Annotated in this window: 19 protein-coding genes; 11 read left to right on the forward strand and 8 right to left on the reverse strand. The window is 51.6% G+C overall.

Annotated elements, in window-relative coordinates:
• Positions 1–57: 57 nt before the first annotated feature.
• The 6 genes from CR46_RS0107570 (at position 58) to CR46_RS0107595 (ending at position 5,571) form a co-directional block, all read left to right on the forward strand.
• Positions 58–1,176 carry an ABC transporter permease subunit gene (locus tag CR46_RS0107570; protein WP_030071504.1) on the forward strand — a complete coding sequence of 373 codons (1,119 nt, stop codon included), beginning with the start codon at positions 58–60 and terminating at the stop codon, positions 1,174–1,176.
• A complete protein-coding gene (pstA, locus tag CR46_RS0107575; RefSeq protein ID WP_030071506.1) occupies positions 1,176–2,600 on the forward strand; it encodes a phosphate ABC transporter permease PstA in 1,425 nt (474 codons plus the stop codon). Before CR46_RS0107570 ends, pstA begins: the two co-directional genes overlap by 1 nt.
• Complete coding sequence (pstB, locus tag CR46_RS0107580; RefSeq protein WP_030071508.1) at positions 2,594–3,409, forward strand: phosphate ABC transporter ATP-binding protein PstB; 816 nt, start codon at positions 2,594–2,596, stop codon at positions 3,407–3,409. The genes pstA and pstB overlap by 7 nt, the downstream gene beginning before the upstream one ends.
• A gap of 30 nt (positions 3,410–3,439) precedes the next feature.
• A complete protein-coding gene (phoU, locus tag CR46_RS0107585) occupies positions 3,440–4,165 on the forward strand; it encodes a phosphate signaling complex protein PhoU (protein WP_030071511.1) in 726 nt (241 codons plus the stop codon).
• A gap of 67 nt (positions 4,166–4,232) precedes the next feature.
• Positions 4,233–4,967, forward strand: a complete 735-nt coding sequence (cysZ, locus tag CR46_RS0107590) for a sulfate transporter CysZ (RefSeq protein ID WP_030071513.1) — start codon at positions 4,233–4,235, stop codon at positions 4,965–4,967.
• Between the two features lie 124 nt (positions 4,968–5,091).
• Positions 5,092–5,571 carry a copper chaperone PCu(A)C gene (locus CR46_RS0107595; protein ID WP_035536388.1) on the forward strand — a complete coding sequence of 160 codons (480 nt, stop codon included), beginning with the start codon at positions 5,092–5,094 and terminating at the stop codon, positions 5,569–5,571.
• A 109-nt stretch (positions 5,572–5,680) separates the two neighbouring features.
• Here CR46_RS0107595 and CR46_RS0107600 read toward each other — a convergent pair whose 3' ends face one another.
• The 6 genes from CR46_RS0107600 to CR46_RS0107630 all read right to left on the reverse strand — a co-directional run bounded on the left by CR46_RS0107600 (position 5,681) and on the right by CR46_RS0107630 (position 10,741).
• Positions 5,681–6,001, reverse strand: a complete 321-nt coding sequence (locus CR46_RS0107600) for a hypothetical protein (RefSeq protein ID WP_030071516.1) — start codon at positions 5,999–6,001, stop codon at positions 5,681–5,683.
• Between the two features lie 467 nt (positions 6,002–6,468).
• A complete protein-coding gene (locus CR46_RS0107605) occupies positions 6,469–6,798 on the reverse strand; it encodes a hypothetical protein (RefSeq protein ID WP_030071518.1) in 330 nt (109 codons plus the stop codon).
• 298 nt (positions 6,799–7,096) lie between these two features.
• Positions 7,097–8,404 (reverse strand): phosphate regulon sensor histidine kinase PhoR, encoded by a 1,308-nt coding sequence (phoR, locus tag CR46_RS0107615; protein ID WP_030071522.1) that lies wholly within the window; start codon positions 8,402–8,404, stop codon positions 7,097–7,099.
• A 2-nt stretch (positions 8,405–8,406) separates the two neighbouring features.
• On the reverse strand, positions 8,407–9,096 hold the full coding sequence (phoB, locus tag CR46_RS0107620) for a phosphate regulon transcriptional regulator PhoB (protein ID WP_030071524.1): 690 nt from the start codon (positions 9,094–9,096) through the stop codon (positions 8,407–8,409).
• Between the two features lie 123 nt (positions 9,097–9,219).
• Positions 9,220–10,110 (reverse strand): 4-hydroxybenzoate octaprenyltransferase, encoded by an 891-nt coding sequence (gene ubiA, locus CR46_RS0107625; RefSeq protein WP_030071526.1) that lies wholly within the window; start codon positions 10,108–10,110, stop codon positions 9,220–9,222.
• Positions 10,111–10,144: 34 nt separating this feature from the next.
• Positions 10,145–10,741 carry a chorismate--pyruvate lyase family protein gene (locus tag CR46_RS0107630; protein ID WP_232222355.1) on the reverse strand — a complete coding sequence of 199 codons (597 nt, stop codon included), beginning with the start codon at positions 10,739–10,741 and terminating at the stop codon, positions 10,145–10,147.
• Positions 10,742–10,828: 87 nt separating this feature from the next.
• On the opposite strand from CR46_RS0107630, the gene CR46_RS0107635 reads away from it, so the two are divergent.
• The 4 genes from CR46_RS0107635 to yccS all read left to right on the forward strand — a co-directional run bounded on the left by CR46_RS0107635 (position 10,829) and on the right by yccS (position 15,304).
• Entirely contained in the window at positions 10,829–12,022 is a 1,194-nt protein-coding gene (locus CR46_RS0107635; protein ID WP_030071530.1) for an NAD(P)/FAD-dependent oxidoreductase, read from the forward strand.
• Positions 12,023–12,126: 104 nt separating this feature from the next.
• Positions 12,127–12,399, forward strand: coding sequence for an HU family DNA-binding protein (locus CR46_RS0107640; RefSeq protein ID WP_018918476.1), 273 nt, complete (start codon positions 12,127–12,129; stop codon positions 12,397–12,399).
• Complete coding sequence (locus tag CR46_RS0107645; RefSeq protein WP_030071535.1) at positions 12,399–12,755, forward strand: hypothetical protein; 357 nt, start codon at positions 12,399–12,401, stop codon at positions 12,753–12,755. Before CR46_RS0107640 ends, CR46_RS0107645 begins: the two co-directional genes overlap by 1 nt.
• Positions 12,756–13,057: 302 nt before the next feature.
• Positions 13,058–15,304, forward strand: a complete 2,247-nt coding sequence (gene yccS / locus CR46_RS0107650; RefSeq protein ID WP_030071537.1) for a YccS family putative transporter — start codon at positions 13,058–13,060, stop codon at positions 15,302–15,304.
• A gap of 14 nt (positions 15,305–15,318) precedes the next feature.
• On the opposite strand, the gene recG is transcribed toward yccS, so the two are convergent.
• Both recG and CR46_RS0107660 read right to left on the reverse strand, forming a co-directional pair.
• A complete protein-coding gene (gene recG / locus CR46_RS0107655; protein ID WP_030071539.1) occupies positions 15,319–17,397 on the reverse strand; it encodes an ATP-dependent DNA helicase RecG in 2,079 nt (692 codons plus the stop codon).
• The gene (locus CR46_RS0107660) at positions 17,394–18,323 is read right to left on the reverse strand and encodes a hydrogen peroxide-inducible genes activator (protein WP_030071541.1); all 930 of its coding nucleotides are present in this window, start codon (positions 18,321–18,323) and stop codon (positions 17,394–17,396) included. The genes recG and CR46_RS0107660 overlap by 4 nt, the downstream gene beginning before the upstream one ends.
• Positions 18,324–18,472: 149 nt before the next feature.
• Between CR46_RS0107660 and CR46_RS0107665 the strand changes: the two genes are divergently transcribed.
• Positions 18,473–19,354, forward strand: coding sequence for an SDR family oxidoreductase (locus CR46_RS0107665; protein WP_030071542.1), 882 nt, complete (start codon positions 18,473–18,475; stop codon positions 19,352–19,354).
• Positions 19,355–19,436: the final 82 nt, after the last annotated feature.

The raw sequence follows: 19,436 nt of genomic DNA on the forward strand, positions 1-19,436 counted from the left end.
GGACTCCACCATGCATGCTTATTTTTGTGACGGCTTTCGCTTTTCTATGATGTCGACATGACTCCTCCTCGGCTACCCTTTTCGCGTCAGCCGCTGCGCCACATGCAAGACAGACTTGCCACTGGGCTTATTACCGCCGGTGGTATTGGTGTCTTATTGGCCATTTTAGCGATTGGCATTTTCCTAATATGGGAAACGCTACCGCTGCTCGCTTTTGGCGACACAGTCTCTTTCAATAAACTTTCGCCCCTGGCCTGGGGCACGTTAAAAGCCGCACTGGCTGCCATGCTATTCGCAACACCCATTGCCCTGGGTGCAGCGATGTACTCAGCGCTATTTATGTCAGCACGTCTTCGTAGCCGTTTAAAGCCAACGCTTGAACTGATGGAAGCAGTACCAGGTGTTGTCATTGGCTTTATTGCCGGTTTACTACTCGCCCCTTGGGTAGAGCGACACCTGGCCAGCACCCTACTAATCATCATTTGGTTACCACTTAGCGCCGTCTTTGCGGGGTACCTGTGGCACCGGATTGCTGCCCGCTTTCGCCAGCGGCTGCCGCTTTCCTGGGCTGGTTTATGGCTTCTTCCCTGGCTGGCCGGCATGACGGTTCTGGCTATGTGGATGGCTCCCCTTATCGAGCAGCATTGGCTTGGCGGCGATCTGCGTCGTTTGTTGGATCAACGTTACGGTCTTGATTACGCCACGCGAAATGCATTAATTGTAGGCATTGCCATGGGGTTTGCGGTGATACCCAGCATTTATTCGCTTGCAGAAGATGCGCTCGCGGATGTGCCCCCTACTTTAATGGAAGGCGCCCAGGCACTAGGGGCTAGTCGCTGGCAAGCGCTTTGGAAAGTTGCCTTACCCACTGCAGCGCCCGGCGTTTTTTCAGCCGTGATGATTGGTGCTGGCCGCGCCGTTGGCGAAACCATGATTGTCTTAATGGCCAGCGGCAACACCGCGCTCTTTAGCGCCAGTCCGTTTGAAGGTCTACGTTCACTATCAGCCTCTATCGCCATTGAACTTCCCGAGGCATCACCGGGTGGGTTGACCTACCACTTGCTGATAATGGCAGCACTGGCCTTATTCATTTTTACTTTTGTGGTGAACACGTTAGCTGAAATAGTCAGGCAACGCCTGCGCCGACGCTATCAACGCTTAGGAGGCACACGCTAATGCATTGGCAGCGTGTTGGCTTGTCAAAAAGCAGTTTTTCAAACATAAACGGTAGCGGGCTCTGGCCGTGGCTTTGTGCTGCCTGTGTGTCGCTTTCGTTATTAATGTTGGCATCATTAATAACGCTATTGGCGGTTCGCGGGCTAGGCCATTTTTGGCCAGCATCTCTTGAGGAAGTCACCCTAAATTCAGGTGAGGTTGTGATTGGACAACCGGTACGTGAAATGGCGCTGCCTAAAGGAGCAGGGACTGAGCGGCTCTATTTCACTGGTAATCAAGAGGTGACGGGAAGCAACTGGCACTGGATTGCCATTGATGACATTAGCCAGCAGACCAAGCCAGCAGATCTTATCCGCTTAACGCGTACCCCATGGGGCGATTTTATCGGCCGTTTAACCGCTGTGGAGAGTAGCGATCAACGACTAACAGACCAGGCAGCCTGGGCCTTCATCCAAGATGCGCTTGCCTTACCCGTCAACCAACGGCCCCCTGGAACGTTAGTGCTAGCCACCGCAGACGGCCAAACCCTTCGTCAACCGCTGGCGAATGTTAGCCACTTTCAATCGCCGAACGCTATGTCCTGGGGGGAAAAAACCATCGCCTGGGGGCAGCGCATCTGGCAATTTCTAAGTGAAGGCCCACGTGCTGCGAATACAGGCGGAGGTGTGTGGCCAGCCATTTTTGGCACCGTATTAATGGTCATTTTGATGTCAGTGATCGTTACCCCATTTGGAGTTCTCGCTGCTATTTACCTTAACGAAATTGCCCATCAAAACCGCTTAACACGTTTGGTACGCATTGGCGTACGAAACCTTGCAGGCGTGCCCTCGATTGTTTATGGCGTGTTTGGTCTTGGGGTATTTGTATACGGAATAGGTGGCTCTATCGATAGCTGGTTTTTTAGTGATGAGTTGCCTTCACCCACTTTTGGCACCGGTGGCCTATTGTGGGCATCGCTAACACTGGCTTTGCTCACATTACCCGTGGTGATTGTTGCTACCGAAGAAGGGCTTGCTCGCATACCCGATGCACAACGGGAAGGCGCGGTTGCACTGGGCGCTACGCGTTTTGAAATGTTGACGCGGGTTGTGCTGCCCATGGCAACACCCGCCATGCTAACCGGGGTAATTTTGGCGATTGCTAGAGCGGCTGGAGAAGTAGCGCCACTAATGTTAGTTGGCGTTGCTAAGTTAGCGCCTCAAATGCCTGTAGATGGCGACTTTCCCTACCTTCATCTAGAGCGCAAATTTATGCACCTCGGCTATCATTTATTTGATACTGCCTTTCACGGTGAAGATGTACAGGCTGCCATTCCCTTGGTTTTCGCTACCGCGCTACTACTGGTGTTAATTGTGCTAGTGCTTAACCTAACTGCCATATTTCTGCGTCATTATCTAAGGCGTCAGCGAGGAAACGAATGTTAGCGTCCTTATCGTCCGACAAGGTGGCTCCAACACCCGTGACGCATTTTTCAGCTGAACAACGCTGTTTGAGCATTCACCACTTTCACCTCGCTTATGCGGGGAAAATGGCGTTAAACGACCTAACGTTAGACCTACCGCGCCACAGCGTAACGGCCTTTATTGGCCCCTCTGGCTGCGGTAAATCAACGCTGTTGCGCGCAATCAATCGGCTACACGACCTTAATGAATCGGTAACACATAGCGGCCATATTCAGCTTGAAGGACAAGATATTCATGCACCAGACATGAATGTCACCGAGTTGCGGCGGCGCGTTGGGATGGTGTTTCAGACGCCAAACCCTTTCCCTATGTCGATTTATGAAAACGTTGCCTTTGGCCTACGTTTACAACAGCGTTTACCCAAGCGAAAAAGAGACGACATCATCGAATGGGCTCTAACATCGGCAGCGCTATGGGATGAGGTAAAAGATCGGTTACATCGCTCGGCGTGGCAGCTATCCGGAGGCCAGCAACAGCGCCTAGTCATTGCTCGTACGCTGGCCGTGCAGCCAGATGTGTTGCTACTCGACGAACCAGCGTCAGCGCTAGACCCTATCTCAACCTTAAAAATCGAAGAGCTAATCCGTAACCTAAAGTCACAGCTAACCCTGGTGCTGGTTACCCACAATATGCAGCAAGCCGCGCGGGTTTCTGACTACACGGCTTTTTTGCAGCACGGTGAACTCATTGAGTACGGGCCAACGGATCAAGTGTTCACCAACCCGCGTTTACAACGCACCGAAAACTACATCACCGGCCGCATTACCTAGGCCCTAAAGACATTACGTCAGGAGTGCTCAATGGATATTACGAGCGATACCCACAGCCAGCATATCTCTCGCCAATTCAACCAAGAATTGGAAGAGCTAAAAACCCACCTGATGGCCATGGGCGGCCTGGTGGAAAAACAAGTGCAAGATGCAGTTTTTGCGCTACTTGAAGGCGATAGCCGTCTTGCTGAAAAAGTGCGCGATAATGATCGCCAAGTAAACGACCTGCAACTGCAGATTGACGATGAATGCACCCGCGTACTGGCTCGTCGTCAGCCAGCGGCTTCCGATTTGCGCTTGGTGCTAGCGGTGATTCGCGCAACATCTGACCTTGAGCGCATCGGCGACGAAGCCAGCAAAATTGCTCGAAATGCATTACTTTTAAGCGAAAATAGCGGCAATATTCGCGGTCTAGTAGAAGTGCGCCATATTAGCGAGCATGTGCGTAAAATGCTACGCGATGCGCTTACCGCTTTCGCGCGTTTTGATACCGAACTTGCGATGCAAGTTGTCCGCGAAGATGAGTTCGTTGACGACGAGTACGGTAGCGCCATGCGCTCGCTAATGACCTTTATGATGGAAGACTCGCGTTCGATTAGCTCCGTGCTTAGCATCATGTGGGTGCTACGCGCCTTGGAACGCGTGGGTGATCATGCCAATAACCTAGCTGAGTACGTCGTCTACCTAGTAAAAGGGTTAGATATACGCCACAGCGACCCCGATTCTATCGACCCGCAAGTGCTTAAAAAATCTTGACCTAGCACTCAATTCCTCCTGCAATACGCCCAGATAATTTATCTGGGCGTTTTTATAAGGAGCAGGCATGTTGGATGCGATAACAGCGCTAAGTCGAGGTACACGTCTGGTGTACACAAAGGGCTTGCGGCGCTATATTTTCCTACCCATTCTGGTCAATATCTTCGTTTATGCTGGCATGCTGAGTTTTGTAGTCAACCGCTTTTCTGGCTGGCTAGACAGCGCCATGATGATGGTACCAAGCTGGTTAGAGTGGTTGTCATGGCTCATCTGGCCTCTGTTCTTTATCAGTCTGCTGCTGGTAATCTTTTTTACCTTTACCCTGGTTACCCACTTAATTGCCGCACCTTTCTATGGATTTTTAGCAGCCAAGGTAGAACGCCAAGCGACAGGGCGTGAACCACTGGACGACCGCGGGCTAGCCAAAACCGCCGTCGACGCCTTAGGCCGCGAGCTAGTCAAACTCGGCTATATTCTGCCTCGTATGCTGATACTGTTTGTCATTAGTTGGATACCCGGCCTAAACCTGATAGCCCCTATTTTATGGATACTCTTTTCTGCCTGGATCATGGCGATTACTTATTTAGATTATCCCATGGATAACAATAAGATAACTTTTAGAGATATGCGCACACGACTATCGCAACGGTGGTGGCCCAGTCTCACCTACGGCGGATTAATTATGCTAGTGACCTGGATCCCCCTCGCCAACCTGTTCTTGATTCCCGGCGCGGTGGCAGGTGCCGTATTAATGTGGGATGACCATTACCGTGGTACGCGCGACATTACGTCTCATCGCTAATGGCCTATCTGCTATAACGCTAGCCCAACCTATTTGTTACCTTAAGGTTGTTTGGCTTACCTAGTGTTATCAAGATTAAGCATAAGCCTTGTTAAGAAACAAGGCTCCTACAAGGAATACGACCATGCTGACCCGCGCACTCTGGCTAACGGCTCTCCTCTCTAGCAGCGTCTCTTTTGCATCGGCTCACGACGTTCAAACCGACCAGTTAAGGATTGTTCACCCTTTTGCCACACCAACTCCTCCTGGCGTGGTAAACGGTGCCGCTTATCTGGATATTACAGCTCGTACAGAACCCGTCACACTAGTTGGTGCGCAGTCACCTGTGAGTGACAGTGTTGAGCTGCATGACATGCAAATGGATGGCGATATGATGACAATGCGCCATGTCAGCGCCATTGAAATCGCTAAAGATGAAACACTGACGATGCGCCCGGGTGGCGGCTATCACCTGATGTTAATGGGCTTACACCAGCCACTGGTAGAGGGTGAGCGTTTTCCCATTACGTTAGAGTTTGCTCAACAAGACGACATTGAAATAGAGGTTTGGGTACAAGATGCCCAGCAAGGAAGCACAGATGCTGATCACCATCATCAGCAATAACCACAGCGTGCGTTGCCCTGAGCGGTGCCACCATATAAAAGCCCCATAGAAGTGGGGCTTTATTAATAAACACGCGTGCTTTACCTCATAAATTTAGCCGTCACACTGGTTACCAGCGTGTACTGCTCCCCTCTTCACGATTTAGCTCTTCAGCACGATAACCTGATCTAGCTTTAGACTCTTCATCATCTTTGCTATTACGGCTAGAAGGAGAGTAGATCAGCGTATTTTCGTTATCGTTGATTAAATCCTTAGCTGAATAGCTCGCAGGACCCGAGGTATTGCGCGATTCAGGCTGAATAATTTCTTGATTATCAGCGCGTTCCTGATTCAGCTCTATAGAAGATTGCGCAAATGCCATTGGGCTAGTGATTAGACCAAACAACAAACCTACAACAGCTGCTTTTTTAATTAATGATGTCAACAACATACCTAAAACTCCTTGACCACCTACTACATGGAGTAACCGACAGGCTAATAATACGAGATACCTTTTTGTCAGTCACCAAGCACTATATTTGAATATATTAGCTCTAAGCACTCACTATAACTCAGGCATTAACAAGGCAATAGGGTATGAACCCCCTTTCAACTACCAATAAAATGTGAGCTACACACAAAAATTAATCTACGCAAAAAATTAGACCCCACCGAGGTGGGGTCTTGAGCGCTCTTACTGATCGCGATGTGCACTGCTGGCTTCCTATCCATTTGAGGGACTCCAACCTTGGAATTAACCCTAACCAGCGTGATAATCGTCGAATAATTCAATCCTTGAATTTAAGAGCATCCGTGCAATGAAACATCCGTGTTGCTAAATGACTCATCCATAAGAGTAAGAGCTATACTGACTTTAGAAAATATCAGTTACTAAAGTTAATACTAGACGGGTAAGTCTTACATGCCACTATTTTCTTCTGGCAATTCTTCCGTGCTGTCATAGCCAGCATCTGATTCGCCATGTTCCATTGAGTTAGGTTCCATGTCGCTAGCGTTATCGCCTTCGTCATGGGTCAAATCTTGTTTGTCATACTCACCAGTTCCTGTAGATCCAGCAGTTCCGGTAGTGCCTGACGCGTCATCAGACTGGCTACCAACCGGCTGTTCATCTGGAGAAATATTATTCGCTGGGTCTGCTGGCTCTTGAGCGAATGCCGCAGGACTAGCAACTAGACCGAACGCTACACTTAAAATACCAGCTTTCTTGAGTAGTTCCTTGGACATCATATTCCATCTCCTCGATCGCTGTTCAATACTGCTTAAATGGTAAGAAAGATTGCCTTTCGGCTTACCAATTCCTGTGGTGTTCTCTCTTACCCATATACTTGCATTCGTTATGCCAAAAGCCAAAAAAAACAATAATATTTTTAATAAACAAAAACTTAAGGAAAAAAAAGAGGCGCAAGCACAATATAAGTCTTTCGAAATAAGGGGGGCAAACTGGTTAGAAATGGCACATGAGCATTATGTATCCATACTTATATGACAGCATGGCACACTTATACAATATTTGTATTTACAAGCCCTATGTCAGGCTATGCTCGTTTTCAACAACCCGGGAGGAGGGAAAAACACAGCGAAAGAGGGCTCCTTCGCCAGGATGGGATTCAATGTGTAGCAGTGCATCATGTCTTAGTAGTACATGCTTCACAATCGCAAGGCCAAGGCCCGTGCCACCCGTTGCTGTACTACGCCCTTTATCAACACGGTAAAAGCGCTCTGTTAGGCGTGGAATATGAACCGGGTCTATCCCTTCACCGTCATCATCAACGTCAATGCAGGCGCCACCATTCGGTAGCGTTTTCCAGCGAAGCGTTATCTGACTACCTGTTGGGGTATACCGCACAGCGTTAAAGGCAAGGTTAGAAACAGCACTATGCAGCTCTTGTTCGCTACCAATGAGCCGCGCATCGCTCTCAAGCACAACATGAACACTGTGTTGTTGATTAGAAAGTGCAAGCGCATCGCGGCGGATATTATCGAGTAACGGTCCTACCGCTAGCGGTTGGTGATCCTCTCCCCCTTGATCAATTTCTAACCGCGAAAGTAGCAGCAAATCATTGACCAAATTTTGCATGCGTTTAGTCTGCTCTTCCATCTGGCCAATCCCGCGACCTAACCGCGGCGGCAACTGATCTTTCAGCTCGCCGTAGGTTTCTAAATACCCCGTTAACACTGTAAGCGGGGTACGTAGCTCATGGGAAACGTTCGCCACAAAGTCACGACGCATCTGCTCTAAACGATGGAGGCGAGTAATATCTCGCGCCATTACTAAGCGTTCATCATCGCCATAAAGGGTAATTTGATATTGAAGGATGCGCCGTTCATCGATGGGCGACGTCAAGGTTAGCGGCTCACCGTACTTACACGCGTTAAAATAGCTGATAAATCTTGGGTCACGAAGCAGGTTGGTAATGTGCTGGCCACGGTCATGAGCCGTTTGTAGGCCCAGCATTTCTGTCGCTGCGCTGTTCCACCACTCTAGGTCACCATGCCGGTCCAACATAACCACGCTATCACGCATTGCTTCAGATGATTCCTGAATACGTGCCAACGTCGCGCGTAAGCGGTTCTGGGTAATCCGTTGGCTTTTTTGATAGCGATACAAGCGATCAAATAGCTCACCCCATATCCCGTTCGCTGCAGGGGGTTCATCATGGGGATGAAGCGTTAACCATTTAAATAGCGCACGTAGTTGACGTAAATGGTAGCCAAGACAAACGGTAAGGCCCGCCGCTAGACCGATGCCTGGAACTGCCACCAGCCACCCTAGGAAAAGGCCTAGCATTGCCCACAAAACAAAGCGCCACAGTTCTCGGCTCCACAAACGCACGGTTACACCCGGGCAGAGAAGCGGTATCCAGTGCCACGCACCGTTTGAATAAGGTTTTGGTGGGCTTCCCCGAGGGCCTTGCGTAAACGACGAATGTGGACGTCTACGGTACGCTCTTCAACATACACGTTACCGCCCCACACTTGATCAAGTAACTGGCTACGTGTGTACGCGCGTTCTTGGTGGGTCATAAAGAACTGCAGCAAACGGTACTCTGTCGGCCCCATTTCCAATGCTTTGCCATAAGCGCTCACCCGATGGCTGACAGGGTCTAAAAGCAAGCCATTGATTTCGATAGGATCTTCGACGCCACGAGGCGTAGTACGGCGTAACACTGCTTTTAAGCGCGCTACCAGCTCACGGGGCGAAAAAGGTTTGGTGATATAGTCATCAGCGCCAGCTTCAAGCCCTTGAATCTTATTATCCTCTTCGCCTTTGGCGGTTAGCATGATTATAGGCACTTCTGCTGTCGCTTCTTCACGCTTCAAACGCCTTGCCAGTTCAATACCACTGGTACCGGGCATCATCCAATCCAGCAAAAGTAGATCTGGCTGATGGTCAACCATCATGGCGTGGGCATCCTGGGCGTTATCCGCTTCAAGTACGCGATAGTCAGCCATTTCAAGCGCCACGGCGATCATTTCGCGGATAGGCGCTTCATCATCGACAATCAAAACGGTCTTGGCGGTCATTCCAGGGGCCTCACGGTGTTCAATGAAAACTGGTTCGAAAGAACAGTTCAACAAAACAGTTCAGTGACATGTCAATGACGATAACACCATGACTTGATGACAATTCTATGACAAAGACGATATTTAGCCAGTGATTGGCCACCAACTCAGTACTATTCCTGCAAAAATCAATAAGCCAGACCAGTGATTGTTTAGAAATGCTTGGAAACAGCGGTCACGCTCACGGCCAGCAATTAGCCGCTGTTGGTGGGCAAACGTAGCGGCCATCCCCGTTAACCCAAGCCAGAAAAACCCTCCCAAACCAACGCGTATTCCCACCCATGCAAGTAGCAACAATGTCGCTGCTTGCAGCACACCAATGATAAAGCGGTCAGCACTACCAAACAGCACCGCGGTAGATTTAATGCCAATTTTAAGGTCATCGTCGCGGTCGACCATGGCGTATTGGGTATCGTAAGCCACTGTCCATAAAACGTTCGCACTAAACAACAGCCACGCTTCAAACGGAACGTACCCCAATACTGCACCGAATGCCATGGGGATCGCCCAAGAAAACGCCGCTCCCAAAAACACTTGTGGGAAGTGGGTATACCGCTTCATAAAGGGGTAAATAAACGCTAAAACAACACCGCCGATTGAAAGCAGCACCGTAAACCAGTTGGTCAGCAACACTAAAACGAAAGCGGCGGCAACCAGCGCGATAAACAGTAGCTGCGCTTCGGTTTCACTGATACGCCCAGTGGCTAATGGGCGATGCTTAGTGCGCTTTACATGGCCATCAAAGTGACGGTCAGCGTAATCATTGACCACGCAGCCCGCGGCACGCATCACATACACACCAGCAATAAAAATTAGCAGCACATTACGCTCAGGCACACCATCAGCCGCTATCCAAAGCGCCCATAACGTTGGCCACATCAGTAGCCAGGTGCCAATCGGGCGATCTAAGCGCATTAAATGTAAAAAATCTGCCACTCGGGCCCATCCCGTTGGCCGCAACAGAGAACGATCCATGCTTACCTCTCAAAAAGAATACGCTGGCACTAGCCTAGCGCGAAGGCAGGTCAAGATCATCTGCCATGCTTGATAAAAAGTATTCCTGTACCAATAGCGACAGTCCGCTGTGCTGAAACACTGAGCGCCGCCCCCATACACTGTCTGCCAATAGCGCAGACTGTTCGACGACAAAACGTGGCTGATGGCGGGTAGCGTAAAGCGGTCCACGCACTAGATCGGGCTGTCGAAACAACCAACTGCCTAACGAGCGCTCGCCCAGCCCTTCCAAGCCTTTGCCTTGTAACTGGCTAAGTGGCGCTACCGAGCGCGCAACCACCCAAGGTTTATTTCCCACACACAGTGCCACTTCCCTTAGCCAGGCATAGCGTCGCGGGGCAATGCCCAGCGCCAGCGCTTCATCACGCAGGGGAAAACCAACCGTTTGGCGCAGCAGTTGCACCCGAAACGCCTTGGTGTCGCCTGCGACGGTTAGCCGTGTTGTCAAGGAATCCTTCGAGGCTACCCACTGCCACCACGGGGCGCTCATCCCAGGACGAGCCGCCGCAACGGGTAGCCAATGAGTAAATAGTCGATGAGTAACGAGTTGGTGAGGGACTAGAGAGGCTTGCCGAAAAGTAGGGGCGTTCACCAGGGTCTCCGAGGCGGTCAATACATATAGAGCTAGTGTAACATGGTGACCATACTGGCTTTTGTTCCACCGACTTTTGGTGACTGCATGCCCGCAATCGATACACAACTACTGTCCAATTCACATTCAGCGCTGATTATTATTGGCACTGGCATGGCGGGGATTGGCCTTGCACGAGCCTTGCGCCGGCAAGGCGATACACGCACCATTACCCTCATCAGCGCGGATAGCGGCGATGATTACAGTAAACCGCTGCTCTCCACCGGCTTTGCGAAGCGCTTAACGCCCGACCAGCTGGCACAGCGCAGCGCCCGCGACGTTGCCGAAGAGCTTAATGCCGAGCTAATTACCCACACCCAGGTCGTACACCTGCATGTGGGTAACCAGCGCATAGTACTCAGTAACGGTCATCAGCTTCACTACGATGACCTTGTACTAGCGACTGGCGCGGCGCCACGTACACCCTTTAGCGTGCCGGAAAACGTCGCCAAACGGTGCTTTACGGTGAACGATTTAGACGAGTATCGCCGCTTTTATGATGCCTTGGCGACAGCGCCTGCACGGGTAGCAATTGTGGGGGCTGGCTTGGTGGGCTGTGAATTCGCTAATGACTTATATGCTGGCGGCCATCAAGTCACCCTTATTGCGCCAGAGCGCGCGCCGCTGCCACGTCTACTGCCCGAACCGTTAGGCCAAGCACTGGGTAACGCTTTTCAAGCAGCAGGTATTCAGCTTGCTTTAGGGCGCACCCTACAAACACTGACGCTTAACCCCGACAATGCCCTATCGCTGCACCTTGATAATGGCGACCACTATGTTGCCGACATAGCGTTACTGGCCACCGGCTTAACGCCGCGCAGCGAGCTTGCAGAAACTGCCGGGCTGGCGGTGTCCCGCAGCGGCATCATGGTTGACCGCCAATTACGCACCTCGCAACCCCACATATTTGCGCTAGGCGATGTGGCTTGCGTTGAGGACGTAAATGCAATGTACGTGCAGCCCTTGCAAGCGTGCATAAAAGCGCTGACATCGACACTTACCGGAAAGCCAACCAGCGTCAGCTTTGGCGCATGGCCTGTGATAGTAAAAACGCCCTTACTACCCGTTGTTGCCTACCCACCTGCAACCACGCCAGCACGGTGGCAAATTGAGGGAGAAGGGAACGAAATGACAGCCATTGCTGAAAATAAAGACGGACGTTTGATTGGATTTGCGTTGACAGGTGGCTGCGTGAGAAGGAAAGTGGAGCTTTCCAGAACGGCCCCTGCGCTGCTAGGCTGATTCTCGCCGCATTTACGGCTAAGCTGAAAAAGCTAACCAGCTGAGCAATGCTGCTAATAACATCGATGAACTTACGCTTGATTTTCACATAGGGAGATACCTTTATGCGCAAACCTGAACTCGCCGCCGCCATTGCTGAAAGCGCTGATCTATCCAAAGACAAAGCAGGTCAAGTGCTCAACGTTATCTTGGACGAAATCACCAATAGCGTGGCCAAAGGTGAAGATGTCGCTCTCATTGGTTTTGGAACGTTTACCGTGCGCGAACGTGCTGCACGTACTGGCAAAAATCCACAAACTGGCGCGCCACTGCAGATTCCTGCCAGCAAAAACGTTGCGTTTAAGCCAGGCAAAGCGCTTAAGGACGCCGTTTCCTAATGAAACTCAAGCTGACGCTGTGGCTACTGAGCTTACTGCTTAAAAGAGCCCTGCGACGCAAACCGCGCTTTAGGGAACAACTTGAGCGAATGCGCGGTCTGGACTGGGGTGTTGCCACGGAAGACCTAAGCATTGCACGGTATTATCGAATGTCACCAAAAGGCATCACTACCGGCAAAGGCTTGCCCGTTGACCTAGACCTTGAGCTTCGTTTCCGCGATCAAGATACCGCGTTAAAAATACTCAAGAAACCTACACAACAGGCCTTTCTCGACGGTATGCTAGCCGGTGAAGTTCGCCTAGTGGGCGACTCTGCTGATATGAACAAGCTACAGAAGCTACTGAAAAATATGTAATAAACAGCCCGCCACCTTAAAGTGGCGGGCTTTTTTCTTCCTTTCTTTTTGTTTACCACTCAGCGTGTAAAGCATTGCCCAACCGGGCGGTGATATAAGCGTGTACCGCCAAGGTGCTGTATTGATGCGGGTTGGGGCGAGTTTGTCCGCCCACTCACCTATAAAGCCGGCTGGGCGGGGAGTGTCAGTAAACGTGAGGGAGAACACTGTCATTGATAACAGCAGGTAAAGACAAGCACAGGCCATTCCCTCTATACTAATTATTAAACTAAAGTCTAAAAAAGAGAACGCTAAGAGCCTCTATGCCGATATCCTTGCCTTTGCGGCGTCTTTGGACCCTAGATAAGTTCGCCTATAGCCTGCGCGTGTTTATCGCGTTCAGTGGGGCGTTGCTATTTAGTGGTTTTGCGGGTGACATCGCGCTGGTGATTCCGCTATTTTTGGGCATTATTGCGAGCGCTCTTTCTGAAACCGATGACAGCTGGCAGGGACGCTTACAAGCACTACTAGTCACCCTTGCTTGCTTTGCTTCAGCCTCGTTTATCGTTCAGTGGCTTTTCCCATGGCCGTGGTTGTTTGCAGTAGGGCTAGCAGTTTCTACCTTCACTTTGATTATGCTGGGTGCCATTGGCCAACGATACGCCACCATTGCCTCGGGCACATTAATCCTATCGATCTATTCGATGATCAACATTGAACAGCACGGTGGCGTTGACGAAGACGTGGCTGCCCGACAATGGCTGTTGCTTGCCGGGGCAGCGTGGTACGGATTTATTTCGATCTTATGGTGCGCCTTTTTTTCGCGTCAACCGGTTAAGCAAAGCATGGCCAGGGTATATAAAGCGCTAGGTGAATTTTTAATATTGAAGTCGGCGCTGTTTGAACCTGTTCGTGGGGTAGACCTGGAAGCCCGTCGTGTGGCACTAGCTAGACAAAACGGCAAGGTGGTCGATGCCCTCAACCAAGCAAAAGAGATGATTTTCCGCCGCTTAGAAGGCCAGCGCGGCAGCCGCAAACTGAACCGCTATCTACAGGTCTATTTTATCGCCCAGGATATTCACGAACGGGCAAGTTCTACTCACTACCCTTATAGCGCACTCACTGAAGCTTTTTTCCACCACGATGTCCTCTTTCGTTGCCAACGACTTTTAGACCAGCAAGGACGAGCCTGCCGACAGCTAGCCAAGTCGCTGCTACTTAACCGCCCCTTTGGTCATGAACAGAGCGAGCAGGCACTCGCCGATCTACGTGCCTCTATCGCCAACCTAAACGAACAGGGAAAAGCAGAATGGCGTCCGCTGATGCATCCACTCAATGCGCTTGCCGACAATCTCACTACCCTGGAAGCGCAGATTGCCAGCGCCCATAACCCAGGCACCAATGATAGCCACCGTGATAGCTCTCTTTATGATCGCTCTCCGTCTAGCGTGCTAGAAGCATGGAAACGTATTCAGCTAAATTTGACGCTGAACTCTCCAACATTTCGCCATGCATTACGCCTATCGATTGCACTATTAGTGGGTTATGGACTGCTCCAGTGGCTCGACCCAGAACAGGGGTTTTGGATTTTGCTAACCACACTATTTGTCTGCCGTCCTAACTTTGCCACCACGCGGCGCTTTCTCTCCCAGCGTATTCTGGGCACCGTGCTTGGCTTAATTGCCGGCTGGGCGTCGATTAGCCTATTCCCCCAGGCCAGCATTCAAAGCATGATTGCAGTGGCAGCGGGAATCTCATTTTTTGCCAACCGTGAAAAGCATTATGTGATCGCCACCGCCTCTATCACCCTCCTAGTGTTATGTAGCTTCAACCAAGTGGGTGATGGCTTTAATCTGATTTGGCCGCGCCTTTTTGATACCTTGATCGGTTCACTAATTGCAGGGCTGGCAGTATTTTTTATTCTCCCCGACTGGCAAGGCCGCAAACTGTATCGAGAAGCGGCCAATGTGCTCGTCAACCATCGCCGCTATTTGGATGAAATAGTGCATCAGTACGAGGATGGGAAACAAGACGATTTGGCTTACCGGTTAGCCCGCCGCAATGCCCATAATGCCGATGCCGCGCTGTCAACGCTGCTTACCAATATGCTCCACGAGCCAGGCCACTACCGTAAACAAGATGCAGACAACGGCCTACGCTTTCTGGTGCTCTCTAATACGCTGCTGAGCCATTTATCTGCCCTCGGTGCCCATCGTCACCAGTTAGCAGACGATGAAGATGATGCCGCCCTCATGCCACTTGCTAAACGTATCAGCAAGCTGATGGGGCAACTTGCAGAACAGCTTGATAAGCGCCAGCCTGTTACTCCGCTGGCCGATCACGTCAACGACCTCCTGGCACAGCTAGAGCAGAATGCCGTTGACGCATTAGATAAGAAAACTCAGGATGAACAAGGCCTAAAGGAAAATGAAAAAGCCGTGGCGCTTTACCGCCCCATACAAAGTCAGCTCCGCCTGATTGCAGCACAGCTAGGCCCACTTGGTGAAGCCGCCAACCGGTTAACTGACGACCCAGTAGAGAATCACTCTAACGCGAGCACCGCTGCTTAGCGTTGCATCAAGCCCTACACTTGCCCATAGCGGCCGGCGGCTTCGCCGAGCCAGCGCCGTACTAAGACAGCAGTGACTTCAGCATTGCCTTGAAGCGCCTGGGCAAGGGCGGTAACACGCTCTAGCTGGTCGGCATCACGCTCAAGATCAGCAATTTTCATCTGGGCCAGGCCGGTTTGACGGGTGCCGAGCACTTCCCCAGGGCCACGAATTTCTAAGTCTTTTTCGGCAATACGGAAACCGTCGGTGGTTTCACGCATGACGCCCAGGCGCTCCCGAGAACTTTTTGATAGCGGCGGATGGTAAAGCAATACGCAGAAGCTTTCCGTGCTGCCGCGCCCTACTCGGCCGCGCAGCTGGTGCAGTTGAGAAAGCCCCAGGCGTTCCGGGTTTTCGATAATCATCAGGCTGGCATTGGGTACGTCCACACCCACTTCAATCACCGTGGTGGCTACCAACAGGTCGAGCTCGCCCGTTTTAAAGGCCTCCATCACCTCAACTTTTTCACTGGCCTTCATACGACCGTGAATCAGACCAATCGCGAGTTCAGGCAGCGCCTGGGTTAGTTCATCACGGGTGACTTCGGCGGCCTGACACTGCAGCACCTCAGACTCCTCAATCAGCGTACACACCCAATAGGCTTGACGGCCATCGCTACAGGCATTACGAATGCGCTCAACCACTTCAGGCCGCCGCTCGTCAGACACCACCACCGTTTTAACCGGCGTACGCCCTGGCGGCAGCTCATCAATCACCGACACGTCTAAATCAGCATAAGCGCTCATAGCCAGCGTACGGGGAATCGGCGTCGCGGTCATGATCAGTTGGTGTGGTGTTAGCCCACCCGCTTCACCTTTCTCACGCAGTGCTAGGCGCTGATGGACGCCAAAACGGTGCTGCTCATCAATAATCGCCAGCCCCAAACACTGAAAGTGTACGTCGCTTTGGAACAGCGCGTGGGTACCCACCACCATGCGGGCGCGACCATCGGCTATGGCGGCTTTGGCATCTAATCGCGCTTTACCTTTTAGTTTACCTGCCAACCAGGCTACTTCGATGCCTAGAGGTTCAAACCAGGCTTTAAACGCCCGGTAGTGCTGTTCAGCAAGAATTTCCGTTGGTGCCATCATCGCTGCCTGGCAGTTACCCGCCAGGGCTGAAAGCGCTGCCATTGCCGCCACCACGGTCTTCCCTGAACCGACGTCTCCTTGTACTAACCGCAGCATTGGGGCAGGGCGTGAAAGGTCTAGGGTAATTTCTTCCAGCACGCGGCGCTGCGCCCCCGTTAGGGCAAACGGCAGCTGGGCTAAAAAGCGGGCTTGTAGACTGCGGCCTGACGGCAGCGATGGCGCACCATCAGCTTGAATGCGCAGACGCACTTCACGTAGGCTAAGCTGGTGGGCCAATAACTCTTCCAGCGCCAACCGACGTGTGGCGGGGTGAAAGCCATGGGCAAGCTGCTCTAAATCTACATCTGGAGGTGGCTGATGCAGCAGCTGCAGGCTGGCATGCAGCCCAGGCAGGTTAAACCGCTGGCGCAGGTCATCGGGAATCACCTCCGGCAGCGACTCAGGCGAGCGTTGCAGTAGCGCAAGTGCTTGCTGGGTAAGTGCGCGAAGGCGCGTTTGATGCAGCCCTTCCGTAGTAGGATAAATCGGCGTGTAATACTCCTCTACCGGCGTTTCGCTACCGCCGCTTAGCCGATATTCCGGATGATAGATTTCCAGCCCGGTTGCCCCTGCCCGCGCCTCTCCAAACGCGCGCACCGTGACACCAGGACGCATTTGCTGCTGCTGGGCAGGGGAAAAATGAAAAAAACGCAGACTTAAAATACCACTGCCATCACGCAACCTGACTAACAAACTTCTCCGACGCCCTTTCACCACATCGCAGGCAGTAACTTCCCCTTCTACTACCGCCTCACTGCCCGCCCGCAATAAGCCAATAGGCGTTAGCCGTGTGCGATCTTGATAGCGCAGCGGCAAGTGAAACAAGAGGTCGCTAACGCGCTCTACTCCCACTCGCGCTAATTTCAGCGCGAGCGCCTCACCCACGCCTTTTAGCGACGAAACCGGTGCAGAAAGCTCACTCATGAGGATATGCTGGCCTTATGGTCGGGTTGCTGGCATTGGCTGATCGCCTTGGCTAGCGCATCTATCGCTTTTGGCCGAGGGAAACTTGCCCGCCAAGCAATAGCAACGGTGCGCGATGGAGCGGGTTCAACAAAGGGACGGCTGACCAGCATGGCATTTTCATACTGGTCGGTCCCCAATGCCGACTGAGGAAGCACCGTAATTCCCAGCTTCGAGGCGACCATATGACGAATCGTTTCCAACGAGCCGCCCTCGGCAATCAGCGTATTGTTCGGGCTGTTGAGCTTTTGGGTAATCGCTGGGCACGCTTCTAGAATTTGGTCACGGAAACAGTGCCCTTCGCCTAGCAACAACAATCGCTCTTCCAATAAGTCTTCTTTGTAGATCGCCTCACGGCTTACCCAGCGGTGACTAGCGGGCATCAATACTTCAAAGTGTTCATCGTAAATCGGTTTAGTAACCACATCAGTCTCTGTAAAAGGCAGTGCCACGATGATGACGTCTAGCTCGCCACTGCGCAGCTTCGCCCGTAGTGTGCTGGTCATACCCTCCTCAATATACAGCGGCATTTGTGGTGCGGCGTTCGCCAGCGCTGGCACTAAATGCGGGAATAAATAAGGGCCTATCGTATAAATAGCACCAATACGCAGCGGGTTAGCCAGCTGATCTTTGCCGGCATTGGCCATTTCATAAATAAGCCGGCTCTGCTCCAGCACGCGCTGTGCTTGAGCCACAATTTTTTCTCCCAGCGGGGTGACTTGCACGGTCGATTTCGAACGCTCGAATAGCGGCGTATCGAGCTCGTCCTCCAGCTTTTTCACTGCCACCGAGAGCGTTGGCTGAGAAACATGGCAGCGTTCAGCAGCGCGACCAAAGTGACGCTCTTGGGCAAGGGTTACGATATAGCGTAGTTCTGTTAAAGTCATAGCGGTGCCAGAGGCATCCTCTCGTTGCAGCTCGTTACAGGTAATCGTGATAGCGAGATGGAAAAGGACAAACAAACCCTATTGAAGATGGCACATCTCATAGGGACTTTGTATCTGATAGGGAATATTAATCAACAGGAGTGCGCAAGATGAAGCTAACGGTATTGATTATTGGCTGCGGGGATATTGGCATAACGTTAGGACGCGAGCTACTCAGTGAAGGGCATCGTGTCATCGGCGTGCGCCGCCAAGTCGAAACGTTAAAGGACACCGGCATTGAGCCGTTAGCACTGGATCTCAACGATCTTGAGAGTGCTGATGCCAATGCATTGCCCCATGCTGATTATGTTGTTTACACCGTTAGCGCTGACCGTTTCGAAGAAAGCGCATACCAAAGCGCCTACCCAGACGGTTTAAAGCGTGTGCTTGGCGTACTCGAACAGCACAAAACACCGCCAAGACGTATCTTCTTTGTCTCCTCAACCAGTGTCTACGGACAGCAGGAAGGCGAAGTCGTTAGCGAAGATAGTCCAACAGAATCAACCAGTTTTTCTGGTAAATTGATGTGTGATGCTGAACAGGCACTCATTACGCATCCGTTACCCGGTACAGTGGTGCGTTTTTCCGGCATTTATGGCCCTGGCCGAGACCGTCTCATTCACCAAGTTGCGGAAGGTCGCATTGCCGCAGTTACGCCGGTTAGCTACTCTAACCGCATTCACCGTGATGACTGCACCGGTATTTTGGCGCACTTAATCCGCTGTCAGGAAAAAGGTATGCCGCTAGCAGAGCTTTATTTAGGCAGTGACTGCGAGCCTGTCACCCTGCATAACGTGATGGCCTGGCTAGCCAAGCAGCTAAATGTCGAATCTACCGATACCATGCAATCACCACTGCGCCGCCGAACCAGCAAGCGCTGCGATAACAGCCGTATTCGTGAAATGGGCTACCAGTTCCGCTACCCGACTTACAAAGAAGGCTACGCACAGGTGTTAAAAGAAGGTGGTTTCTTGACGCCACAAAAAGCCTAACCGCTCTTTCACTAACTTATTTTTCGCTAACTTACTTTTCACTAACGTAAATTTTCTAACTTACTTGGCGCTAACTTATTCA

This window comes from Vreelandella neptunia (genome assembly GCF_000712975.1).
Lineage (GTDB): Bacteria > Pseudomonadota > Gammaproteobacteria > Pseudomonadales > Halomonadaceae > Vreelandella > Vreelandella qaidamensis.

Bases quoted from the DNA above. Each gene is read 5' to 3' on its own strand.
- CR46_RS0107595 (WP_035536388.1), top strand. From the start codon at position 5,092: ATGCTGACCCGCGCACTCTGGCTAACGGCTCTCCTCTCTAGCAGCGTC.
- CR46_RS0107660 (WP_030071541.1), bottom strand. From the start codon at position 18,323: ATGACTTTAACAGAACTACGCTATATCGTAACCCTTGCCCAAGAGCGT.
- CR46_RS0107640 (WP_018918476.1), top strand. From the start codon at position 12,127: ATGCGCAAACCTGAACTCGCCGCCGCCATTGCTGAAAGCGCTGATCTA.
- yccS (WP_030071537.1), top strand. From the start codon at position 13,058: ATGCCGATATCCTTGCCTTTGCGGCGTCTTTGGACCCTAGATAAGTTC.
- pstA (WP_030071506.1), top strand. From the start codon at position 1,176: ATGCATTGGCAGCGTGTTGGCTTGTCAAAAAGCAGTTTTTCAAACATA.
- ubiA (WP_030071526.1), bottom strand. From the start codon at position 10,110: ATGGATCGTTCTCTGTTGCGGCCAACGGGATGGGCCCGAGTGGCAGAT.
- recG (WP_030071539.1), bottom strand. From the start codon at position 17,397: ATGAGTGAGCTTTCTGCACCGGTTTCGTCGCTAAAAGGCGTGGGTGAG.
- CR46_RS0107605 (WP_030071518.1), bottom strand. From the start codon at position 6,798: ATGATGTCCAAGGAACTACTCAAGAAAGCTGGTATTTTAAGTGTAGCG.
- pstB (WP_030071508.1), top strand. From the start codon at position 2,594: ATGTTAGCGTCCTTATCGTCCGACAAGGTGGCTCCAACACCCGTGACG.
- phoU (WP_030071511.1), top strand. From the start codon at position 3,440: ATGGATATTACGAGCGATACCCACAGCCAGCATATCTCTCGCCAATTC.
- CR46_RS0107665 (WP_030071542.1), top strand. From the start codon at position 18,473: ATGAAGCTAACGGTATTGATTATTGGCTGCGGGGATATTGGCATAACG.
- phoB (WP_030071524.1), bottom strand. From the start codon at position 9,096: ATGACCGCCAAGACCGTTTTGATTGTCGATGATGAAGCGCCTATCCGC.
- CR46_RS0107645 (WP_030071535.1), top strand. From the start codon at position 12,399: ATGAAACTCAAGCTGACGCTGTGGCTACTGAGCTTACTGCTTAAAAGA.
- CR46_RS0107635 (WP_030071530.1), top strand. From the start codon at position 10,829: ATGCCCGCAATCGATACACAACTACTGTCCAATTCACATTCAGCGCTG.
- cysZ (WP_030071513.1), top strand. From the start codon at position 4,233: ATGTTGGATGCGATAACAGCGCTAAGTCGAGGTACACGTCTGGTGTAC.
- CR46_RS0107600 (WP_030071516.1), bottom strand. From the start codon at position 6,001: ATGTTGTTGACATCATTAATTAAAAAAGCAGCTGTTGTAGGTTTGTTG.
- CR46_RS0107570 (WP_030071504.1), top strand. From the start codon at position 58: ATGACTCCTCCTCGGCTACCCTTTTCGCGTCAGCCGCTGCGCCACATG.